Source organism: Bradyrhizobium sp. CCH5-F6 (assembly GCF_001556045.1).
Classification (GTDB): Bacteria; Pseudomonadota; Alphaproteobacteria; order Rhizobiales; family Xanthobacteraceae; genus Bradyrhizobium.
On sequence record NZ_LSIC01000017.1, the window covers coordinates 73,705 to 96,034 of the forward strand.

Annotated in this window: 14 protein-coding genes and 1 pseudogene; 7 read left to right on the top strand and 8 right to left on the bottom strand. The window is 60.2% G+C overall.

Annotated features, from left to right (window positions below):
- Window positions 1-14 precede the first annotated feature (14 nt).
- Together AX729_RS03680 and AX729_RS03685 are read left to right on the top strand one after the other, a co-directional pair.
- Window positions 15-2,582 (top strand): PD-(D/E)XK nuclease family protein, encoded by a 2,568-nt coding sequence (locus AX729_RS03680; RefSeq protein ID WP_245325048.1) that lies wholly within the window; start codon window positions 15-17, stop codon window positions 2,580-2,582.
- Window positions 2,579-5,860, top strand: a complete 3,282-nt coding sequence (locus tag AX729_RS03685; RefSeq protein WP_245325050.1) for a UvrD-helicase domain-containing protein — start codon at window positions 2,579-2,581, stop codon at window positions 5,858-5,860. The genes AX729_RS03680 and AX729_RS03685 overlap by 4 nt, the downstream gene beginning before the upstream one ends.
- A gap of 7 nt (window positions 5,861-5,867) precedes the next feature.
- Here AX729_RS03685 and AX729_RS03690 read toward each other — a convergent pair whose 3' ends face one another.
- Together AX729_RS03690 and AX729_RS03695 are read right to left on the bottom strand one after the other, a co-directional pair.
- A complete protein-coding gene (locus AX729_RS03690; protein ID WP_061020544.1) occupies window positions 5,868-7,286 on the bottom strand; it encodes a UvrD-helicase domain-containing protein in 1,419 nt (472 codons plus the stop codon).
- Window positions 7,273-8,991 carry an ATP-dependent nuclease gene (locus AX729_RS03695; protein WP_061020545.1) on the bottom strand — a complete coding sequence of 573 codons (1,719 nt, stop codon included), beginning with the start codon at window positions 8,989-8,991 and terminating at the stop codon, window positions 7,273-7,275. Before AX729_RS03695 ends, AX729_RS03690 begins: the two co-directional genes overlap by 14 nt.
- A 160-nt stretch (window positions 8,992-9,151) precedes the next feature.
- Between AX729_RS03695 and AX729_RS03700 the strand changes: the two genes are divergently transcribed.
- The 3 genes from AX729_RS03700 (at window position 9,152) to AX729_RS03710 (ending at window position 12,002) form a co-directional block, all read left to right on the top strand.
- A complete protein-coding gene (locus AX729_RS03700) occupies window positions 9,152-9,493 on the top strand; it encodes a type II toxin-antitoxin system PrlF family antitoxin (RefSeq protein WP_061020546.1) in 342 nt (113 codons plus the stop codon).
- Complete coding sequence (locus tag AX729_RS03705; RefSeq protein WP_061020547.1) at window positions 9,490-9,996, top strand: type II toxin-antitoxin system YhaV family toxin; 507 nt, start codon at window positions 9,490-9,492, stop codon at window positions 9,994-9,996. The genes AX729_RS03700 and AX729_RS03705 overlap by 4 nt, the downstream gene beginning before the upstream one ends.
- 83 nt (window positions 9,997-10,079) lie before the next feature.
- The gene (locus AX729_RS03710; RefSeq protein WP_061020548.1) at window positions 10,080-12,002 is read left to right on the top strand and encodes a hypothetical protein; all 1,923 of its coding nucleotides are present in this window, start codon (window positions 10,080-10,082) and stop codon (window positions 12,000-12,002) included.
- A 139-nt stretch (window positions 12,003-12,141) separates the two neighbouring features.
- On the opposite strand, the gene AX729_RS03715 is transcribed toward AX729_RS03710, so the two are convergent.
- From AX729_RS03715 to AX729_RS40995, 6 genes are all read right to left on the bottom strand, one after another.
- On the bottom strand, window positions 12,142-12,825 hold the full coding sequence (locus AX729_RS03715; RefSeq protein ID WP_492338710.1) for a hypothetical protein: 684 nt from the start codon (window positions 12,823-12,825) through the stop codon (window positions 12,142-12,144).
- 129 nt (window positions 12,826-12,954) lie between these two features.
- Window positions 12,955-14,694, bottom strand: a complete 1,740-nt coding sequence (locus AX729_RS03720; RefSeq protein ID WP_061020550.1) for a phospholipase D-like domain-containing protein — start codon at window positions 14,692-14,694, stop codon at window positions 12,955-12,957.
- Window positions 14,691-18,149: a DEAD/DEAH box helicase gene (locus AX729_RS03725; protein WP_082770329.1), complete on the bottom strand. Its 3,459-nt coding sequence runs from the start codon at window positions 18,147-18,149 to the stop codon at window positions 14,691-14,693. The genes AX729_RS03720 and AX729_RS03725 overlap by 4 nt, the downstream gene beginning before the upstream one ends.
- 185 nt (window positions 18,150-18,334) lie before the next feature.
- A complete protein-coding gene (locus AX729_RS03730) occupies window positions 18,335-19,060 on the bottom strand; it encodes an SOS response-associated peptidase (protein WP_061020551.1) in 726 nt (241 codons plus the stop codon).
- A gap of 3 nt (window positions 19,061-19,063) precedes the next feature.
- On the bottom strand, window positions 19,064-19,513 hold the full coding sequence (locus AX729_RS03735; RefSeq protein WP_061020552.1) for a hypothetical protein: 450 nt from the start codon (window positions 19,511-19,513) through the stop codon (window positions 19,064-19,066).
- A 46-nt stretch (window positions 19,514-19,559) separates the two neighbouring features.
- Entirely contained in the window at window positions 19,560-19,955 is a 396-nt protein-coding gene (locus tag AX729_RS40995; protein ID WP_245325053.1) for a hypothetical protein, read from the bottom strand.
- 147 nt (window positions 19,956-20,102) lie between these two features.
- Here AX729_RS40995 and ku point away from each other — a divergent pair, with 147 nt between their 5' ends.
- The gene (gene ku / locus AX729_RS03745) at window positions 20,103-21,029 is read left to right on the top strand and encodes a non-homologous end joining protein Ku (RefSeq protein ID WP_061020554.1); all 927 of its coding nucleotides are present in this window, start codon (window positions 20,103-20,105) and stop codon (window positions 21,027-21,029) included.
- Window positions 21,030-21,546: 517 nt separating this feature from the next.
- Window positions 21,547-22,284: pseudogene (locus AX729_RS03750) on the top strand (ArdC family protein); the annotation flags it as partial.
- Window positions 22,285-22,330: the final 46 nt, after the last annotated feature.

The window sequence follows — 22,330 nt, forward strand, 5'->3', positions numbered from 1 at the left end:
CTTTAGCGCTGCGAATGCGGCGCCTTGATGCGGCTCGCGAAGGGGCCACGGGTCGGCAGGTCCTGACGCTGCCGCTTCTCGCCGCACGCCTTGCCGGCGGCTTCGTGTCGCCAGCCTCGCACGAGGTCCTGTATCTGGCTATCAGGCAGGCGCTCGAGGCGGGCGGATACGAGGACATTGGCAAGGTTTCCGAACTGCCGGGGATGCCCGCGGCTGCGCTATCGGCGCTCCGGGACTGGTGGGACATGGAGGCCCCGGCTTCTTTGCCCGACAATGCCCGCCTTAGGGACTTTGTGTTGCTCGAACGCCGCGTCCGAGACGAACTGCCGTCTGGAATGCTGACGCCTCCCGATTTGGTCAAAGCTGCCCTGGCGCGACTTCGTTTCGCTCCAAAAGTACTCGGCGCCGTCACTATTCAAGACGTCGCCAATATCCAAGCCGTTTGGTATCCGCTCATTCAGGCGCTCTGCGATGTCGTGCCGGTGCGATGGATTGCATCGCAGCATAGTCGGCGCGACTGGTTCTCTGGGAAGACCCAAACGCGCCCATCCGGCACAGCATTGCTTGGCTCCGCAGATCTCTGTGCCGATCCACGAAACGAAGTGCGGGAATCATTGCGTTGGGCGCGCGCGCTTGTGGCGGACGGAAAAGCCGCTCCCCACGAGGTCGCCATTTCGGCTGCCTCGCCGTCGGCTTGGGACGATGCGTTTCTGGTTCTCTCGCGCGAGGCAGGTATGCCCGTGCATTTCACGCACGGCATTCCGGCGCTAGCGACCCGTGAAGGGCAGGCCTGCGCTGCACTCGCGGACATCCTGCTACGCGGGCTGTCTCAGGAACGCGTGAGGCTCCTGTTTGCCCGGCTGCCGCGCAGCCCAGCCAAGGAAAACGTGCCCAGCGACTGGGCTAAAGGCTTGCGGCGAAGCGCGGCGCTGACCAGTCCGACCCTTTGGCGGCATGTTCTGGAGCAAACTCGAGACGAAAGGGCAAATGGTGACCTTGCGGAACGGACATTGTTGCCGATTCTCGAAGACTTGGCCGGCGGGATTGCGTCGGCAGAGGGAGTAGGGCGCAGTCTTTTGAATGGGCCGGCGCTGAGCCTGTGGCGGGATGCTTTGCGCATGGCGCCCCCACAGGCAATCGAGCTCTCCTTGCAGGCTCTTCGCGTTGCCGACGGACGCGAGCCGGGAAATTCTATCGCGTGGGGACCCGCCCGTCACGTGGCGGCGGCCCCGCGCGCATATGTTCGCCTCGTCGGGCTGGATGCGAACGCGTGGCCCAGGCGGTCGAACGAAAACGCGTTGCTACCGCAACATCTGCTTGGGCAATTACGACTTCCGTCCGCTGAAGCAGCCGAAATTGACCGGATGACGCATGACATCATTGTCGGCCAATCGACCAACTACTCGCTGTCACGCGCCCATCGGAGTGCGACTGGATCTCTACAAGCAGCCAGCACATTGTGGCCGAGAAAAGCAGAACGTGTCGTCGGGCGGAGCGCGATACCCCCGCATGCTTTCAGCGAAAGCGATCGTCTGTACGCCAGACCTGGCGACGCCGGCAAAGATCCCCAAGTGCGTGCAAGTCGTGCGTGTTGGCGCGCATGGTGGGATGGTGAGCAACACACGGCTCATGATGGGAAGGTTCGTGCCAACCACCCGCTCGTTGTCGATGCCCTTTCCGAAGTCCAATCCACGACCTCTCTCCATCGCCTTCTATGCGATCCGTTGGGGTTCGTCTGGGAGTACGCCCTTCACTGGCGCGAGCCAAATCTAGACCCTCAGCCCCTCGCTCTAAACCATCGCGCCTTCGGCGAGCTCGTTCACGCTCTTATTGCGGGCGTGTTGCGGAATGGCGCGCCAAAAAACATCGATGAGATTGAGATTGCCCTGGATCGAGAGGCCGCCCTTCTTACCGAAAGATGGCTAATCACCAGAGCCGTTCCACCGGGGCTTCTCTGGCGTCATACAGTGGAGATGGCACGCGAGCGAGCGCTGCGAGGACTCAAAGATACAATCGATGAGCCGCGCGGCAGGAGCTGGACCGAGCTTTCGTTTGGCGAGCCCAATGACGGACCTCATCCATGGACCACACTCTCACCGGTCCAGATCGGAAAGACCGGAATTGTCTTCCGTGGACGAATTGATCGCCTTGACGAAGACGCGGCACGCGGCGCGGCAGTCGTCACGGACTATAAAGTTGGGACGGCGCCCGAGCGGAAGAAGTTAGTCGTGTTCGATCGTGGCGCAGAACTCCAGCGTGTCTTCTACGGCCTCGCCGTGCGGTCTCTCCTTGCTGATGTTCGGAGCGTGAGCTCGCAATTGACTTACCTAAAGCACGACCCGGCGCGGACTTTAAGCCTTACGAACGAGGAACTTGAGAAGGCGATTGACCAGGCGGTCGCATTCACGGCGGCCGGCGTTCGGCTGCAACGCAATGGCCAGATTGCGCCAGGACCTGCGCCTATATTCTTTGATCCGCTTGCTATCGCCCTGCCAGCCGAGCTCGATTCTTACCGTCGCGTAAAGCGGCGTCTATTTGCTGGAGCGAACAGCGCGCTAGACAAACTTTGGAGTAGCCCGTGAGCGTGCCTGACCTCGATGCCCGCAGACGCGCGCTCACTGATTTTGAGACCAACATGCTGGTCGAGGCTGCGGCTGGCACTGGCAAGACGTCATTGATGGCCGCGCGCGTCGCGATGATGATCGCAAGCGGGATTGGTCCTTCAAAGATTGCAGCGATCACCTTCACCGAACCGGCGGCGAGCGAGCTGGAGGCGCGGATACGCTGGACGGTCGAGGAGCTTCGCCACGGAAGGACTCCGCCCGCACTTGCCGGAATTCTCTCACTGCCGTTAGACCCAGCAGAGCGGGCGCATCTTGATGAGGCAGCACCACGCATCGGAGAAATCACCGCCACGACCATCCACGGGTTTTGCCAAGGAATTCTTCGTTCGCACGGGATAGACGTGGGCCTCGATCCCGGTTCGCGTGTTGTGGACGCGATCATTGCCAATGCACTCTTTGACGAAGTGCTCGCGAATTGGCTGAAGGAGATGCTGGTCTCTGACGAAGCAGACGGCGGTCCCATCGGTGTCCTTGCCAAGGATGACCCGCTGGGGGTGGTCGAGCGGGTCCGCGAACTTGCCATCCTCCGGCGAGAGCATCGCACCGCGACCGTGCCGGCGCCGGATTTCTCAACTCGCCCGGACAAAACGTTCGCAGACGCCGTCTCTGCATTTGCCCGCTGGCATGTCGCGGGACCAGGAGAGCCGTGGACGGCAGGCCTCATCGCGGATCTTGAGCGCCTTTCTGCGTTTTTTGCAGGCGATCACGCCACTGCGAGTTTTTCCGCGTTGTGGCGCCTGACCCAGCCGCCCCGTATCGGTATGATGCGGCAAAGAAGCATCGACTTGCTGTCTTATGACAGGATGCGCGCTTGGAAGCAGAGTCTTGGCGAGAAGGATGGACGGCGTCGCGCAAATGAAGCGGTCGAACACTTCGAGACGGTTCGCACCGCGTATCGAACGTTGATTGGCTGCATTGCGCAAGGTCTGGCGCATGAATTGGCTGCGCATCTGACCGGGGTGATCGAGGCGTACGACCGGCGCAAGCGAGAGGCGGCCGTTCTCGATTTCGATGACTTGTTACGTCAGGCGCGAGCGCTTGTTTGCGAGAACCCCGATATTCGCGCTTGGCTCGCCGGCCGGTATGCTTACCTGCTGGTCGATGAATTCCAGGATACTGATCCCGTGCAGGCGGAGATCGTTTTCTGCCTCGCTGCGCGTTCGCAGCCAGCGACTTGGAGCAGCGCAACATTGCGCCCTGGAGCGCTCTTTTTGGTAGGAGACCCCAAACAGGCGATCTATCGATTTCGTGGTGCTGACATTGAGTCTTACGCCCTCGCGAAGTCCGTACTTGGAAAGGCCGGCAATGGCTGCGTACTCTCTATCACCGCGAATTTCAGATCCCGGCCGGATGTCATCACGCACGTAAACCACGTGTTCAGCGACGTTCTTGGAAAGGCGGGACAACCGGGTTTCGTCCCGCTCGCACCGACTCTTACGCTGCCGCCAATGCCGATCAGTGCGGCGGCGAAGCTGACGATCGATGTGCCACGTGATGCCAACGCGGAGGAACAGCGCGAAGCGGAGGCGGAAGCTGTTGCCAAGCTGTGCGCGCGCCTGATCGGCGCCCTGAAAATCCATCATCCGGATGGAACTGAGCGCTATTTGCGCGCAGGCGACATAGCGCTGCTTGCTCCTACACACACCGATCTCTGGCGTTACGAACGCGCCCTCGAAGCGCAACGCATCGCGGTCGCCTCCCAGGCAGGTCACGCGCTCTTCCGGCGCCAGGAGCTTCAGGATATGCTCGTCCTGGTTCGTGCGCTGTCGGACCCGCTCGACACTCTGGCTTTCGGCGCGCTCATGCGAGGTCCCGTCCTCGGACTCACCGATGAAGACCTTCTTGATATTACGGCGGCTCTCTCGCCCGACCAAGATGGGCGCCGGCGCTTCCAGTTGCGGACCTCAGCGGACGACGTAGTCAACCCCCTCGCAAAAGATGTTCTGTTGAAGCTCCAGGCGCTGCATCGCCTTGCCGCTGAACTCACGCCGATGCAGCTCGTCGCTTTCGCAATCGAGCGCCTCAACTTGAGAGTGATCATGGCGGCTCGGCATGGCCAGCGCAACGCGCGCGCGCTCGCAAACCTTGATGCCATCGTCGAACTCGCCAGACCCTACAACGTTGCCGGGCTGCGCGCGTTCGCGCTCGATCTCCAGCGCGGATGGCAGAGCAAGCGCCGGCATCCGGAAGGGAGAGTCGACGCGTCCGAGGACTCGGTGGAGATCGTCACCATGCACAGCGCCAAGGGGCTGGAATGGCCCGTGGTCATCACCGTGAACTCGTCGACGCAGTTCAAGCCCCAGGATCAGTTCGTCTATAGGCAGTCAGACGATACAATTCACTGGATCGTCGGAGGGATCGAGCCGCCTGAACTGGCTACCGCCCGTGAAGAGGAGGAATTTCGCGAGGCGCGGCAGCGCGAGCGGCTCTGGTATGTCGCAACAACGCGTGCCCGAGATCTCTTGGTGATCCCTGATCTGCCCGGCGCTCCCTCGCGATCGTGGTCGCGGGTGATGAATCTGGGGCAAAAGCGACTTTCCGAGATCCGAGCTGACGCGTTGCCCGAGCCTGTGATGAGCGCTTCGCAACCCATCGCCAATGATCAGACAGTGGCGGTATTTTCTGCAGAAAGCCAGCGACTAGCCGCCGCTTCACCGCCGATCGTATGGGACCGTCCGAGCGACCGCGATGCTGATCGCAGCGCCGACCTTGTTGATGCATTCGTAGTCGATGCGGCGACCGACGTGACGGCGCGGATTGTAGGAGCGGGCGCTCTCCGAGGTACGATCCTGCACAAGCTTATGGAAGAGCTACTCACGGGGGAACTTGAGCAATTTCGTGAAGAGGCTACCCTTCGCGCGACCGAGCTGCTTGCTCAACTGCAATCCGATGATCCGACGGATGCCGCAAGGCCCGACGCGATCGAGATGGCCGAGACGGCGCTGAGCACGTTGGCCCTGCCTGAGCTCGCGCCCTTCCTCGCGAAACTGGTGCCCGAAGTCTCGCTCTGGACGGCAAATCCGCCGCGTTTTCTTGCGGGTCGTGCAGATGCAGCCGCAATCGAGGGAGAGCGCATCACACTCGTCGTCGACTGGAAGTCAGACGTGAATCCCGCGGCGACGACACACAGTGCGCATGTGGCGCAACTGCGCGACTATCTGCGTGTCACGGGTGCCGAGCGGGGCGCGATCGTCTACATGTCGGCGGCGCAAGTGTCTTGGGTCGAACCGCCGTAGCCCCGATTTACCAGGGAGGGTTGAGGATTGGCGACGGCGAGCACACCAAGACCCGGCGCGATCCACGAGTCATCGCGACGTAGAGATTGCGCGCGTTGAGAGCGCCGGCATTGAGGACGACCGAGATGTCGGCTTCGAGACCTTTCAGGAGTAAGGTGCTTCCGACCGAACGCTTCGCAAGCGGCCGTCCGATGAGCCGCGAGTACTCTCGGATCGTCACAGTCGCTTCTCGAAACGATGGTCCCTCCGGTGAGGTTGCAAGTTGAAGAGCGCGCTGTGCGGCTGCCAGAACTGCAGGACGGTAGCAGCGAACTCCGCCGGCGCGGTTGATGGTGGTGAGTAGATCCGCAACATCTGCAAGCGACCGCGAATTGTCAAATCTTACGGCCGCTTGCTCGATGGCCGTGAGAGCCCGCCCGAGTTTACCGGCGTGTGCGGTCGAAACAGACTTGACCAGATCGCTTGCTGAAAAAGCGCTCATCAAGTTTTCTGCAAAGCCGGCCACGACCGAGAGCGCGTCTGGTCTGGCAAGGTCGAGGGCACTGCCAAACTCCGTGAGGTCGCGCAGGTCCACAGCCTCGACGGTGACGGCTCCTTCGACTTGCCGGGCGAAACGACGTTGTCCCCGAGGGTCCGTGCTGTCGCCGATAATCAAAACCTTCGTGTCGCCCGGTGCGGCGACCGAAGCCGCCGCCTGCCGCAAGGCATCGTCCTGGCGGCCATCGAGTTGAACCCACTGCACACTGCCCGGTGCGGTCCGAAGATCGATCGGTTTCCCTGCTGCAAGGTCGGGTCTTATCGATAGCAGCCACTGACCCAGATCGTGCGCGCCTGCGTTGTTCCACCTCCACGGTGTGGTAAGTTCTCCCGCCTTTGGGAAGAACGCCAGTACGTCCGTCTGCCAATCCGCCAACTGATCGGCGCCGAATCCAAAGATGGCCTGAAACGGATCCCCGACGATGGCTGTGGGTAGACTCTGAGCTAACCACGTTACCAGCGCGTGCTGTCGGGTCGAACAGTCCTGATACTCATCTACATATAGTTGCGCGAAACTGGCGGCGAGAATGTCATTGAGGTGGCCGGCGGCGACGAGACGGGTTGCCGTGTCACGGATCGCCTCATAGTTCGGTCGGGCACCGGTGACGATGCGCGGATCATGCCCCGCTCGCTGAGGAAATGTCGAAATAAGTTTGATGGCGAAGCCGTCCAGCGTTGCTGCGCGGTAAGCGCTCGGCTTTACACTCGCTTTTTCGAGGCGGCCGCGTAGTGCGGCGACGCCAGCGTTTGTGTGAGTCAGCACCAAGATTGGCTTTGAGCCGTCATGCCTCGCGAGAGCATCCGTGATAAGTTGGGTCTTGCCGCAGCCGGCTGGCGCTATCACCAGTCCACGCCCAATCGTGCGCAGGTCGATGTCAGCGGCCGCCATCTTCGACCCAGTCCAGAACGCCGTCCATCACGTCGGTGAGACTGTCGTCAGTCTCGCTATAGGCGGGGCCCACGATAGTCCGGCCCGCCGTCTCCATCGTGCTGATGGTCTTTAGCCATCCAAAGCGCGCCGCTGCATTTCCGAGAAGCGTTCGCGTATCGAGGCCGAGGCCATCTATCAATGCCTCGTTTTCCAGATCCGTGAGGCTCGCCTCGTTGTTCGAAATCGTTTGGATATGCGCTTCGATCAACGCGCGTTCCTTCACCTCGATGGCGAGATCCAGAAGATCAGCAGCGGGGCCGTCCGGAAGTGCGGCGAACAATTCCTGTTCCAGCGCTCGCCCGCCATCCCATGCAAACACGCTGCCGCCCCTCGCAATGAATGTAGCTTCCTTCTCCGCTGGGGCGGGTTTGTCGCTGTCTCGCAGGATAGCCGTCCGGTAACCCAGAGACTGCAGAGCGACCGCGCGGCTGAAGGTTTCGTCGCCGTTGCCGTTGACCAGGGCTGCGCCATTTGCTGCGAGCGATTTTTCGCCAAGGCTAGTGAAATGCTGATCTAGGCCGCGCAATAGGCCGATTTCGCTGCCACCCTCGCACACCACGATGGACGAGGCGAGCAATGCATGGGCGTGGGCCCGGATCGTGCCCTGTACGTCCCCGGCGTCGCTCGCGCGGCGGACCGTATGCTGCTCGTCATTCTTGCGGACGATATGAAGCTGGTGTGCGCTCAGCTCGGTGACGGCAATTGGTGAATGGCTCGTTGCAAAGACCTGCAGCGGCGGCACGTCTTCCTTGGCTCCCAGTGCGCCGAGCAAGCGGATGATCCGGTGCGGCTCAAGCCCATATTCCAGCTCGTCGATCAGAAACGTCGTCGCCTTTTCGGCCGCCTTCCGCTGCAGGGCAGCGATCAGCAGCCGCGAAGAACCAAGTCCGAGAGCGCGCAGCGGCACTCCGTCATCGTCATGCAGCGAGATCGTGCCGCCGGTGAACGTGACAGAACCGGCATCGATCAGCGCCTGTACAGCCTTTCCGACCGGTACGCCCATATTATCTGCAGCGACCGTAACGATCTTGAGCGGTTCCGCAAGCTCTTCGAGCTCTTTCTTGTCGAAGGCGTCGCGCATCTCGCGAGCTGCCCGCGTCAGCTCCTTTGATGCGTTTGCTTTGCCGTCGCTGAGCTTTGTCAGCACGGATCCTCGCCGCCAAGTCAGATGCATGTCCCCGGTGACGCCAAGCCTCGCCGGAGCGATACGCGTGCGGTCCGCCCAGTTGAGATTACGTGTCCGACCTGCTGCCTGGGCACGCGGCGAGACAAGTTTCCATTCTGGTTCGAGGTCGTCATGCACTGTGAGCTGGAGCGTCAGGGCGGTTTCGAGCCCGGCGCCGGGTTCCGGCTCCACGAGCCCGGTGTCCACATCGAAGCCCACGAGGAAGTCACCATAGGCATCGATGTTCTTCAGAGGGTCGTCGAGGTCACCAAGGGTCAGCGCAATGCGGATCGGTCGGCCGAAATCTATGGCGTGGAAATCCGCGTCAGTGAACGAAAGCGATCGGCGTGCACCGAGGCAAAGATCGATTGCATCAAGGATCGTCGACTTGCCGCTGTCGCCCGGTCCGACCAGGCAATTTATGCCCGGACTAGGCAGCCAGCGAAGGGATTTCACCGCTCGAAAGTTCTCAATTTCAACCACACGGATAAGAGCCATGCTGCGTTCTCCTTCCGCTCGCGCGTCGCCGGAAACATCCACCAACGGGGAGAATTCCGCAGCTCTTTGTCAATCCAGCGCCAGCCCAACGACTTGGCAGGACTTGACTTACAATGCAAATGCATTACATCGGAAGGTGTGATGATGCAAGGAGTCAGTTATGGCCAAAACGGCTGAAATCCTCGAAATCCCCGCCACCATCACCGAGCGCGGTCAGACGACAGTGCCGGCCGCTATCCGTAAGATGCTGGCTCTCGGCAAGCGGGACAAGGTCGTGTTCCGTGGCCTCGCCGACGGCACTGTCGTCATAGCGAAGAAGCAGAGGCGTGAAGCCGAAGCTGACCCTGTGATCGGTACGTTCCTCAAATTCTTGGCACGTGACATGGCTCACGAGCCAGCACGAATTCGGTCGGTGCCGCAGTCGCTGGTTGCGCGCGGCAAGGGGTTGGTCCGGGGTGTCAAGGTAGATCTCGACGCAGCGCTCCCGGATGACGAAGGGTGAGCGACGACACCACCGAAATCAATGGTTGGAAAATCTATGCGCACCCGCTCTTCCTCGATCAACTCGAGGCGATGATCGAAAAGGTCGAGCAAGCGCGCAAAAAAGATCCGAAGGACTATAAAAAGAAGCGCGCCGCAAAGCTCCTTGCGGCGGTGCTGAAGGTCGCATTCGAGGATATTCCCAGCGATCCGACTCGAGACACCTACCGTCAGGGTTCGACGTTGGGCAGTGAATACAAGCACTGGTTCCGTGCAAAGTTTTTGCAGCAGTTTCGCCTGTTTTTTCGCTACCAACAATCAGCCGGTGGCAACGTCATCATCCTGGCCTGGGTCAACGACGACTCAACGTTGCGCGCCTACGAGAGCGCCAACGACGCCTACGCCGTATTTCGGAAGATGCTGAAGCGCGGCAACCCTCCGGACGATTGGACGAAACTTAGCGAATCCGCTCGATCGCCTGACGCGATGCGACGTGTTCGGAGCGCAGCAGAGCCGAAGAAATAGCAGCTTCGGATTCGCGACTGCGACGATGCCAGTGAACGATAGATCGCGTACATAAATACCTCACTGCAATTGATGGCGACGCCATGGATCCGTTGGCTGCATTGTCAAAAATTGGCCACGCCTTCTTCGCCCGAGATGGCGTTAGGCTTGCCTTTGGCAAGCGCTGGGATGGGGAGATCATCCACATTTCGCAGGCGTCGCGTGGCTCGTCATGTGGCTGTCAGTGTCCGGCCAGAAATTGCGGCCGAAAGCTCGTCGCGCGAAAGCCTGATAGTGACATGGCCCACCACTTCGCGCATGCGCCACTCACGGCGGCGGAGCGAGAAGCAGGTATCGCCCCGAGTTGCAAGCACGGCAATATGACGGCGCTCCATCATTATGCCGAGCAATTGCTCAATAGCCGCAAAAGCCTCGTTCTTCCCCCCGTGCAGGCCACGTACGGCGCGCACATCAGGACAATTCGCCAGGCAAAGCCTTTCGTCTTTGACTCAGCTATGCTGGAGACCATGGATGGTGAAACCATTCCGGATGTTATCCTGCAAAAAGGCGATGATCGAATGCAGGTCGAGGTCTATGTGACGCATCGCTGCGGCCACGAGAAGCGGGCCAAGATCTCGGGCGCTGGCATCTCGGCAGTAGAAATTGATCTATCTGCGCTGTCCCGAGACACGACGATAGCAGGTCTCGACGAGGCGATTCTAACGTCGGCTCCGCGTGAATGGATTTATAATCGCAAGGCCGCCCACGTCAGAGATGAACTGGAGCAAATAGAGAAACAGGAAGCAGCTGCAGCAGAGGAGAGACGTCGCATCCAGATCGAGAAGGTCAAAGCAACCTATGCTTCCGCACGACAAAGGGCATTATCGTCTGACTGGCGGGAATCGCCCCAGGTACAAGCTGTTGCTGCGGCGGGAGACGGCACGCTCCTTGACGGGCCTTCCATCGGAGAGGGATATTTCACGGTTCATCCCAAGGTGTGGAAGGCGGCCATCCTGTGTGACATGGTACCGCGTTTCAGTGGCGTAATCCCGTTCTCCGTGATCGGAGAGTTTCGCACGCGCGATTGGATCACAGAGGAATTCAGCGGGCAGCACCAGGATCCACTTCTGGTTGACGCCAACCTTCCTAAAGGTGGTGCCGAACGAGCCGTCCTTAAGTTCCTGCGTTCTCTTGCTGTCAAAGGAATTGTGGAGGATACAGGCTGGGCCTGGAAGCAGACGCAGCGGCGATCCGCTGAATTGCATCAGCGCCGCATTGAGCAGGATCGTGCGGATCGAGAGGCTGCACAGCTGGCGGCGCGGCTGGCATCCCTAAGCGGTCTCGGCAAAAGTATTGCCCTCCTTGGATCCGATATTGAGCGACAGGGCTTCGACGTCGCATCTTGGATGGAGCATGCGCCGGATGGCCAGCAATCCCTGAAGCAAATCGCCACCAAGGGCGATGCCGCTTGGCAGGCATTAAAAAAAGCTCTCGCGACCACCCTTGCAGTTCTCAAAGATGAATCTGAGCAGAAGGCCGATGATCTCGGGCTGCCGGTTCGCGGTGCGCTTCAGGCGATGCGTTCGATCCACGACAGCCGGGCCGCCGAGCGCAAGGCCGAAGAGGAGGAAGCAGAGCGACTTCAGCGTTTGGAGCGGCTAAGGACAATCACGGCTCTTTCAATCTCGCGGATCGGCGATGCCCATTCGAATTGGCTAGAGGCACCACACTCGGACCTTGACGGGATGTCGCCGCGCGAAGCCGCTGAACTGTCTGGAGGGCATCTCGAAATTGCAACCCGTCTTTTGCGCAGCTTTCAAGCAGAGTTGATCAAGAAAGCGAAATGGGTTGATGAACTGGAGCGAGAAGCATCGAAGCTGCTTCCGCGGCTCGACATGCTTCGCCTCTACATGACAGCGGGCGATCCAGAGCTGCCCGGCCTGGTCTCCCCGACCGTCCACACAAAGGACGAGCAAACGATGCGGCAGTGTTTGGCGCTCTTGAGGCGTCGTTACGGCAAGCGGTAGTGTCGATATGCACTGAATCGAGCTCAAGAACTATTGTTGTATTGCGCGCCATCGCATTGCCAACTTCGAGGTTTGCCTTGAACCTTCAAGGCACCAATCAGGGTTAGGGCGAGCAAAACGCTCTCGCCAGCCTGGAAGTTCAGCGATTTGATGATGGGCGCCCTGGCGGCAGAAAAACGAGAAATTCATTACGGACAGTCGCCGCGGCTTCCAAATCACGAAGGCCCAGCTGCTGCGGTGACATGTCGATCAAGAACGTCAGACCAAGGATAGTTACGCTGAACAGCGGAAAATTACGTCCGTCTTTTGCGATCGGAGTGGACGCACCCGTAACAGGTCCTAGGGTTTGAGTTGTGTCCATCGCCGCACGCAGTGCTGGCGCGTCAGGTCGGCCCCATACAAACGCACGAACATGTTCGTATCGTGTGTCAGCTGCTTCGGCTACGCCATAGTGCCTGGCGATAAGATTGAGCCCGATCTTGTAGAGTGCACGCACAAAACGAGGGTCATTCCCGAACTGCTGGCTGAATCCGAGCCGTCCGGCCTCCGGCTCTATCCACGTGTCAAAAATACCGTTGGACTTGGCCGCTGGGTGCAGGCGCTTTCCCTCTGCTTCCACAATTTGAGGCCCAGCGTTGAGAAAAATATGCTGTCCAGTCGCCGAGTGTTTGCTGCTGATGGCGCGCCAGCTATCAATTGAAGGTCTACGCCCGCCCTTTCGGGGCACGCCATAGACGACAGTCGCCACCTCGAACTGCTTTAATAGGGCCTGATCCACCGTCCCCAAGGCGTTGTTGCAGTTTACGCACATCACGTTGCGCAAGACCAAGTCTTCCGGGCACCCGAGAGCCTCAGGGATGCCGTGCTCGGTCGAAAGGCGTTCAAATTCGTTTAGGCACCAGATGCAGATCATTGCGCATACTAAGCTCATGTAACCCGCTATATGGGTCGATCAGCCCTCGAGCTCTCCCTCGAATTTTGCCAAAAGGGATGTAGCCAGGCCTTCCCCTTCCAGATGTAGGCCAATCTCGTCGAGAGGATTGTCGGGCGAACCTGTCTGAGAGCCCCAATTCATCGTGCTCACGACAACATCATCATTGCCCCACAGCAGGAATTTCGCGTGGACTTGCGGATCCTCCACGGCAATCAGATCGACGACGCCGTTCAGCCGATCGCGGTGGGCCCTGACATGCCGCCGCTTGATGGGTCCAGACGAGCGCGAATAATAGACACGGACGTCGCCGAGGCGGCGGCCCGCGATTTCGGCCGGGTTGAAGAGCCCGGGCACCATGGGTGCACCGACCTTGTTGCTGCAGCAAACGAACCGTTCATCGGCCTCGTGCGCCACCTGCCGTAGCAATCGCTCGTGATCGTCAGCCTGCAGGAAAGTCATCCGAACCGGCACGCTCTGGCCGGTATCGGTAGTGGGTGATAGGGGGCTTCTGGTGCGCCTCAAGTCCGATGCCATGAACTGTAGCGTTTCGATCGAACGACTTGCGCTCGAAAGAGGCGAGATGATCGAACGCAAAAGATCCAAGCCGGCCGCTGCCGCCTGATTTTCGGTGAGCTCGACAGAAAGCTCCACGGCCGAAAAAGGCGACGACAGCCAATTGGAGGAGCCCAGCAAGACGACAGCCCCTCCTTGGCCGTCATCTGCGGCGAGACATTTCACGTGGCTTCGAACCGAGTCGCGGTGTGCAAGCACAAAACCACGCGCGTTGCGCACTGAGGAGAGTCGAACGTTCAGCTCCTGCATTGCGATTGCATTTTTTCTCTCGGCGTCAAGCACGGTGCCATAGAACAAATGGCAACGTACGCCACGTAGACAAGCCCGCTCAAGCGCGATGCGGATACGTTCGTGGCGCTCCGTGTATTTTCCTTCGTGCGGCGTAATGAAGGTCGAAAGTACAAAGACGTCTTCTTCGGCCTGGCCGACGATGCGCTCGAAGGTCTCCAGATGCTGGTCGCCGCCCATGATCAAGTCGTCAGTGGATATCGCCGTATCGATGGTCGGTGACCGGTCTGGTTGTGGATCGCTGGCTTCAGGAAGGATGCCGGTTTTGAGGGTTGCTCGGAGGGATTCAATCAGATCTTGACTGGCTCCCTCGGGGAGCAGACCGTTTTTCACATCATTGAGTTCGATGGCGAGATATTTCCTTTCGAGGACCGAATTGATGGTTTGCACGCCGCGCAACCATTCACCTGGGCGAAGCATGTTCGTCACAAACTGGGTGACGCGAACCACCATCGTGTCGTCGGTCTCATCGGGCCCCGCAGGAAAGTTGACCTTGTGCTCCGCGTGGGACAATCGATGGAGCTGGACTGTGTCGACGTCGCGGTTGCGAAAGACGGAGTGCCCGACCTTTTCCAGCACAAGACTGATGTGAATCTCGCGATCTTCGGTTCGCTCTGGCAGAGCGCCCCCCAACCGGATGAAGTCGTGACCGACAGTGCTTGTCGCCAGTTGAGGAACAGGTGACAGCCGAATCTCGACTAAGCCGAACTGCATCAGCCGCGCTATGGTCGAGCCGGCGACCTGGACGGGAACTCCGAGCGACGCGGCAACACCCTCGATCGTGTCTGGGGCGCGATCGAGCGCGAGCAGGATCATCTCCTCGATTGGGCTCCATCCCCAGGTGCGTTGGACGATGGCACGCGCACGATAGTGCCAGGCGGGAAGGTAGATTTTCACGCGGGAAATCTCCCGTTCTCATCGACCGTGATGATAGAAGCACCCTTCACCTTGACGGTGGTGCCGTCCTTCCTGACGAGATCGTAATCAGTCCCGGCCAGCGTCGCGAGCTCCTTCAGCATCTTGCGAAGGAACTCAAGCTCATCTTTGTTTCCATCGGGATCTATTCCTTCGACCACTTCTCGAATGAAGCGCTGGCTTGTGGCAAGAACCAGCTTTTGCTTGGCGCGGCTGAGCAGCACATTCATGCGTTGCGGGCTCTTAACGAAGCCGAGCGCACGCGATCCGACCATGACATTGTTGCGCGTGAGACTGGCCACGACGACGTCGGCTTCACCGCCCTGAAAGCTGTCGCTCGTAAAGATAAACGCTCCATTGCTGCGCGGGCTGACGAAGCCGAACAGGGTCTTGTCTTTCTTGATTTGTTGGTTGAGCAGGTGTTTGAACCAATTAACCTGCGCCAGATACGGCGAAAGGATCACCAGCGTGGGCCGGCGGCCGTCGTCGCCGACGACCGGCTGCAAGCCTTTTAAAGCTGCTATCAAAGCCTGAGCTTCAAGGTCGTTGCGGTACGATCGCTTCACTTTCGTTTCGAAATTGCGCCGTTTCGTCACGCTGAGCGGCGGAAAATCGAGGAGAACGATCGGCGCGGCGAGGTGAGGCGCGGTCGACGTGACAGTCAGCGCGCGACGCTTGACACGTTCGGAGGGAACGAGCCTTCTGTTGTAGAAAGTATTCGAGACGAGGTCCCCGATGGCGGGGTGCATGCGGCTCTGCTCGAGGAGAGTGTTGACGATCGTACTCGGCCGTCGCGCGTCCTTTTCCCGCTGCTCTTCGCGCTCTGCGACTGATCGGAAGGGTTCTTCAAGACGGGCTGCTGTGGCGAGCACTTCTTTCAGCAGAAAGTCGTTCGACTTAATAGTATCGAGCGCCTCGTTCACTTCTGGCGGCAGATCGGAGATGGTTTCAAGTTGCTCTTTCGCGCCCCGCAGCAGCTCCGACGCGCGTTCAGGATCGTAGAACTTTTGCCGCTGCGCGGCATCGAATGGAGACAGCTGGTTATGGTCTCCAACCATGATCCTCCTGTTGCCCAACAACAGTGCGCCGATCAGTTCCGCGCCATTGGCGCGGGCAGCCTCCTCCACTATGACCCAGTCGAACTGGTCGCCGTCAGCGATCATTTCTTCGATAATATGGGACGACGTCGTGGCAAGCGTCACATCCGATGATCGCAACAACAGATTTTCGGTATCGCGAAACACGCGGTCGGCAACCACCGTTTCCGACGGATCCACGGGTTGAAGGGCCTGTTTGATTTGATGGCGTTGGTTGACCATCGCACTTTCCGCGGCGTGGCCTGCGACTGAGACCGAATTGAGCAGGCCAACGGAGTTCGTCCGCAGGGAGGTTACTTCGTCGGTCGGCCGCGTGCGGTCGACACGAACCACGATCTCCGGACCTCCCGCCAGAGTCTTTTTGAGTTCGTCCTCCATCTGAATCAAGGTTTCGTGGTTTTGGGCCGAGACCAGCAGCCTGGCGTCCCGTGTTTTCCCCAAAATACTCTTGACGAGATGCGAGATCAGGAAGGTCTTGCCGACGCCAGGGGGGCCGACAACGACATTGATGGATCTACCGGCGACAATCGCGTCCCATGCCGACTTTTTCGATGCATCCATGTCGTCCGGCGGCGTGCTGCCGGGAGCTGCAATATCGCGCAGCACATCGTCGAGCGCGACCTGTGCCGGATCGTCGACCGCTCTTAAGAGTTCAATATTGGTCCGGGCCGCCACGATATTTTGAAGGCGACGGCGGATAGCGCGCTCAAATCCGCTATCGCGTCTAGGGCGAAGATAGAGAGTCTGCCCCGGCACGACCGCTTCGCTGGTCGCGAATGTGTAAGTCAGCCGTCCCTCGACGAGGCCGCCCGTTCCTTCATAACTGAGCTCGGGAAGCCGCTCGCGATCGCCGGCGAGCGCATCAAGGCGTGACAGCGTCCAATTTGGCTTGCCGTCGTCGTACTTCAACTCGTGGCCTAAGGCATCGTATGCCGGACGCAGTCCCATCATTTTGCGCCGGATGTCGCGCTCGTCATCCTCGCGGCATGCGAGCCAGGCCAAATCGGTATCTCCGTCCGATGGCGGATGAAGCACTTCGACGGGATAGATGCGAAACTGCTCCCGCAACCATGTAAAGGCTTCGAGGAGGATGAGGGCGTACCAGGTCGGAATATCGTCGGGTCGTTGAGCCGCGCGGCTATTGCCACTGGCGTCGATCCACCGCTTGGCACCGGGACCAAGCTTGCGCACCCGCTCTTCAGCGCTTTTCCGCGTTCGCGCGAGGTAGACCCTGTGAGAAACCTCGACGGCATCGAAGATGTGATCATCAGGCCGCCTTTTGTTGGCATTCTCGATCATGCCGACACAATCATCGACGACTTTCACGCCATAGGCGGCAAGATCAGTGACGACACGCACAAAGGCCTGATCCACAGCAACAGTACGTACCGTTGGTCCGCTCAGATCGTCTTCGACAAACCGGAGGACTGCGTCCCGGTCATCTGCCTGTATCGTGCCCGACGTGAGAGCCGGAAGGTCGCTTTGGATAACTTGAGGCGAGGGATAGAGAACAAGCTCGCCTTCGGCGCTCGATCCTGACCGGTCAAGATCGGCCACGATCTCCGTCAGCTCGCTCAGGACAATACTGCCGTCGAAAAGCTGATGGTGTGGTGGATTGGCAAGGCGATTGAGCATGCGCCGTTCGATCGGCAGCAGGGAAGGTCCACCGCCGTCCTCGGTAAGGCCAAGGATACGGGACGCCGTCTGCCCCAGATCGCTCCAGTCCTGCCGGAACGATACGGTGCCCGAGGGCCGCAGGAGATGTCCCGCACCGCCCATATCGCCGTCGGCGATGTGCACACACGCCTCGTAGCCGCCGAGTCGGAAATCCTCCTTCTCATCGCTATGCGAGAAGATCGCATGTTCGCTGATAGCGCCATGCACAATTCCCGCATCATGACAAAGCGCGAGTCCTTCGGCTATGCGCAGGATATTGCGCCAAAACACCTTGCGACCGGCCGTCGTAAGCAGCCGGCCTTCTCGCGCTCGAACCCTGTGCGACGACCCGGAGATCGGACTGCCCGGATCGACCATCAAGATGCCGATCTCATCCTGGTCCTCGACGATTTCAAGAACCTCAACCAACAGCTGTCGTGCACGGCGTGACGACAGGACGCGCCGGACACGCCTGAGCCCGTGCGTGATGAGTCGTTTCAGGTCTTCGTCGAGCGCAGATCCGGTCTTCTTAAACAGACGGAGGAGATAGTCTTCGCCGTCGGCGATGCCGGTGGCAAAGCGAAGTTGAGAATGCCAGCCATCGACGCCACTAGAAAACGCGGTATCGGCAAACGCAAACCGTGCGTCGAGCTTCGCCTTTCCTAGCTTCGGACCTCGCCCCATGGCGACGTATTCCTTTGGACAGATTCCAACAGCGTGATTCGTATGCGGAGGATAACTATATGATCTGAAGTGAAGTTATCGACCCAAAAACTGGGACTTTGCAGGGTATTTCAGTGTCGCGCGATCGTCTGATTCGCCGAGGATTGGACGCGGTCGCGGCCCTGTTTGGTCGTCGGCCTCGTCAGTTACGACGGCCAAGCCGGAGGGTCTTCTTTGACGCCGCGGGCGATGATCCGAAGGCTGCTGTCGGGAAGCGGCCGCTGTAGCTTAAGGGCCTCGTCCAGAGGCGCCGTCATCCAGGTCTCGACTTCGTCTGGCGTCGTCAGGATCACAGGCATGGCCTGGGGGTGGATGGCGTCGACCTCGGCGTTCGGCTCTGTTGTGAGGAACGCGTAGAGGTCGTTGGTGGTCTCGCCTTCCATGACCTTCCGAACGGACGTCCAGTTGGTCCAGATGCCGGCGAAGCAGGCGAGGGGACGGGTCTCATCGACCGCGAACCAAATATCACCGCCCTCGGCCTTGTTGAACTCGCTGAAGGAGTTGAACGGCACTAGGCAACGGTTTTCGGTTCCCAGCCATCTCGTCCAGTGCTTGCTCTTCACGTTGCGGATGTTGGTCGTGCCGCCGTCCGGCTCCATCCGTAGCAATTCCTTGAAATCGACGGTCCTGCCCTTGGCCTGCAGCTTCTCGGCTCGTTTCTTGGTGGCGTCCATCAGCGCTTTTGACGACGACGGCATTCCCCAACGCGCCGTGGCGAGTTCGCGGCCCTCGGCCCCGTTGCGCACGATCGGTGCGTTGTAATCGGGAAAAACCCCGGGCATCGGCGCCAGATTGCCGACGTATCGGTTCACGACGCGGAACAACGCGCTGATCGCGGCCTGGTTGGTTGTGATCGAATAGAGATTACACATGGGTCAGGCTTCGGTTCGAGGGTGGCGCGGCTGCCAGGCCAATTGTAGCAGAGTCGCAGATGGACGCCGGCCCGCCTTGGCGCACTTGCGACAGCGCAGCCGGCTGGCGAGGTCGTGCACGAAGGTGGTCGGTGGATGCTTCATCGCCGCGAGGTCAACGTCGCTCGGCGTCTTGCAGCGCGCGCACTGGATCTCCAGCCAAGGGAAGCCGCCATTCACCGCTTGATCGATCGTCGGGGACGGATCAATCGGTTCTCCGTCTGACCACATGCGTTCGTTCCAACTCTCGCATAGCAGCTTGTCGGCCTGCTGGATGAGCGCTTCCCCCTTCGCTCGCGTCTCCGCCGATCGGGTAGCCAAGATGTTGGCCATTGCCCGCGCCTTGCCGAGCTCTTTCGCAAGAGCCTTGCGGTCGCCGCCCGACAGGGGCGTAGGGTGATACTTCGGGGCCATCCGGAAATCCAGGCGCAAACAGTTCGGATCGGCAATCCAGAGGGGGCTACGGCGTCTCGAACGCTGGCCAGCACCCGTCTTCTTCATGCCTGCCGGTGCGCTGCTGGCAGGTGTTGTCGAGCAGGCGCTGCGCCACGTCCTTCCAGACTGCGTTGCGGCCATACAATCGGACTGCATCGGCGGTCTGGATTTCCACGGTCCGCTCGCAGCGGCGGCAGGAGACGCGGAGTACATGGCGCTGAATTTCCGAAAGACGTCGCTGTCGTATCTGGGCCCCGGTCGTGCCGGCGCGAGGGTCCTTGAGGACCGATTCCCAATATTCGGCCGGGAGTGGCACATCTGGAGCCGCACCGGGGGAAGCCGGCCTCCGGGCGGCTTCGGCAGCCAGTTTTTCCATCTGCTTCGGGGTCGGCATGCGCCAGCTCGCGGGTCGGTCGGGCATTCCGAATTAGAACATAAAGAGAACAAAAGTCGAGTCCGCTTGGGCTGGCATTCGAGAAAAAATCATCCTTTTGGTAGGGGCGCGGTGTCGGAACCAAGCCCGGCCGTTCGTCTTGAATCCGGCATTAGTATCGGAGTTTCCCCCGCCATGGCCCCCCGCGCTAACTGGAAAGGCTTCCTGCGTCTTTCCCTCGTCACCTGCCCGGTCGCGCTCTATCCGGCCACGTCGGAATCCGAAAAGGTCTCGTTCAATCAGCTCAACCGGAAGACCGGCCACCGCATCAGATACGCCAAGGTGGACGCCGACACCGGCGAGGAAGTCGCCAACGAGGACATCGTCAAGGGCTACAAGGTCGACACCGACACCTTCATCGAGGTGACGAAGGAGGAGCTCGAGAATGTCGCGCTAGAATCGACGCGAACCATCGAGATCGATGAGTTCGTCGAGCGCAGCGAGATCGACTCGAGGTATCTGATCCGTCCCTACTATCTGGTGCCGGACGGAAAGGTCGGTCACGACGCCTTTGCGGTCATTCGCGAGACCATCCGCGAAATGAACAAGGTCGCGATCGGGCGGGTGGTGCTGACCAACCGTGAGCACATCATCGCCCTTGAGCCCATGGACAAGGGCCTGATGGGGACGCTCCTGCGCTATCCTTACGAGGTACGTTCTGCGGACGAATATTTTGACGACATCCAGGACGTCAAAGTTACCAAGGACATGCTTGATCTCGCCAGACACATTGTCAATCAGAAAGCGGGCCACTTCGAGCCGGACAAGTTCGAAGACCAGTACGAAACCGCCCTCATCGATCTCATCAACCAGAAGCGCGCCGGCAAGCCCATCACCGCCAAAGCACGTCCCCGCGGCGAGAACGTCGTCGATCTGATGGATGCGCTGCGCAAGAGCATTGGCAGTGAAAAGGTAGCGGCAAAGAGCTCCAAGCCGGCCAAGAAGCCGCGCAGGGTCGCAAGTGGTCAGAAGGAAATGCTCATGCCAATTGCCGGAAAGAAGCCGGCGAAGGAAGCTGCGGCGAAGAAACCGGCAGCGAAACCGCAGCGTAGATCGGCGTGACGGTGGGGCCGAGACTCAGTTGCTCGATGCGCGTCCCAATGCTTCTAGGTTTGGAGAGTGGAAGCGGCTCGTGTCGCGCGAGGCGGATCAGCGTCCTGAAACCGCGATAGTGCGCGTGCGGCTGCGCCGCACCGGGCTCTCGTGAACCGAGCCGCAAAGCGTCTCGGCCGTATGGCTTCGATCCCTCGCGCCAGAGCTTAAGGAGCTCCTCGCCGGGGGCACTCGGGAAAGGGTCCCGCCGCCATGAAGTATGCCGGCGTCGCTATCACTGCCCCGTTCCCGGGTGCCCTCTTAACCGGTCTCGTCGCTGCACTCGGTCCCGCGTGCCGCCTTCGGCGTCGCTATGCTCACGCTCCTGCGGGTGCCATTTTCTTGAAGGCGATGCGCTTTGGCCCACGCCTGGTCAGGGCCTGCGGCCCTTGCGCAGGAGGCTGAGAGTAAGAGTGCAGGCTGGGTTTTTCCGTGACGGGTTACTGGCTGCGAGAGAGGCTCGCGGCGCCCGTCGCGGAGACCCGCGATGTCGAACCATGCTTCTCGCGCGCGCGCCTGTCAGGACCGGGCGCCCCTCTATGACGAAATCACCGATAAGATCATTGCCGAGCTTGAGGCAGGTCGCGTGCCCTGGGTCCAGCCTTGGGGCACTGCCGCGGCAAAGGCGCCTTTAGCGCTGCCGAAAAACGCTTCGACCGGTCGATCCTACAGCGGGATCAACATTCTGCTGCTCTGGGGAAGTACGATCGAGCATGGTTACAGCGGTCAAAGCTGGCTCACGTTCCGGCAAGCGCTGTCGCTTGGCGGCCACGTGCGCAAGGGCGAGCGCGGCACCACCGTGGTCTATGCTGACCGTTTCGTACCCAGCGACGAAAAGCGGCGCGCCGCCGAGACCGGCGACGAAGCGCGGGCCATTCCATTTCTCAAGCGATTCACCGTCTTTAATACGGATCAATGCGACGGACTTCCGGACGAGATCGCGACCGCGGCTCCGCCACCGCCGGCTGGTTTGATCGAGCCTACGGTGGAGTCCCTGATCAAGGCCACCGGGATTACATTTCGGATTGGAGGCGATCGCGCATTCTACGCACCGGCTGAAGACTTCGTGCAAGTCCCGCCGCCGCAGGCTTATTTCGAGCCGATCAATTGGCATCGCACCGCGCTGCATGAACTCGGCCACGCGACCGGGCATCGCTCGCGCCTCAACCGCGACCTCAGTGGATCTTACGGCACCAAGAAATATGCCTTTGAGGAACTGGTCGCCTTATCTTGACTCTGTGATCCTGTCTCAGAATCAGGCATGGAGCCGC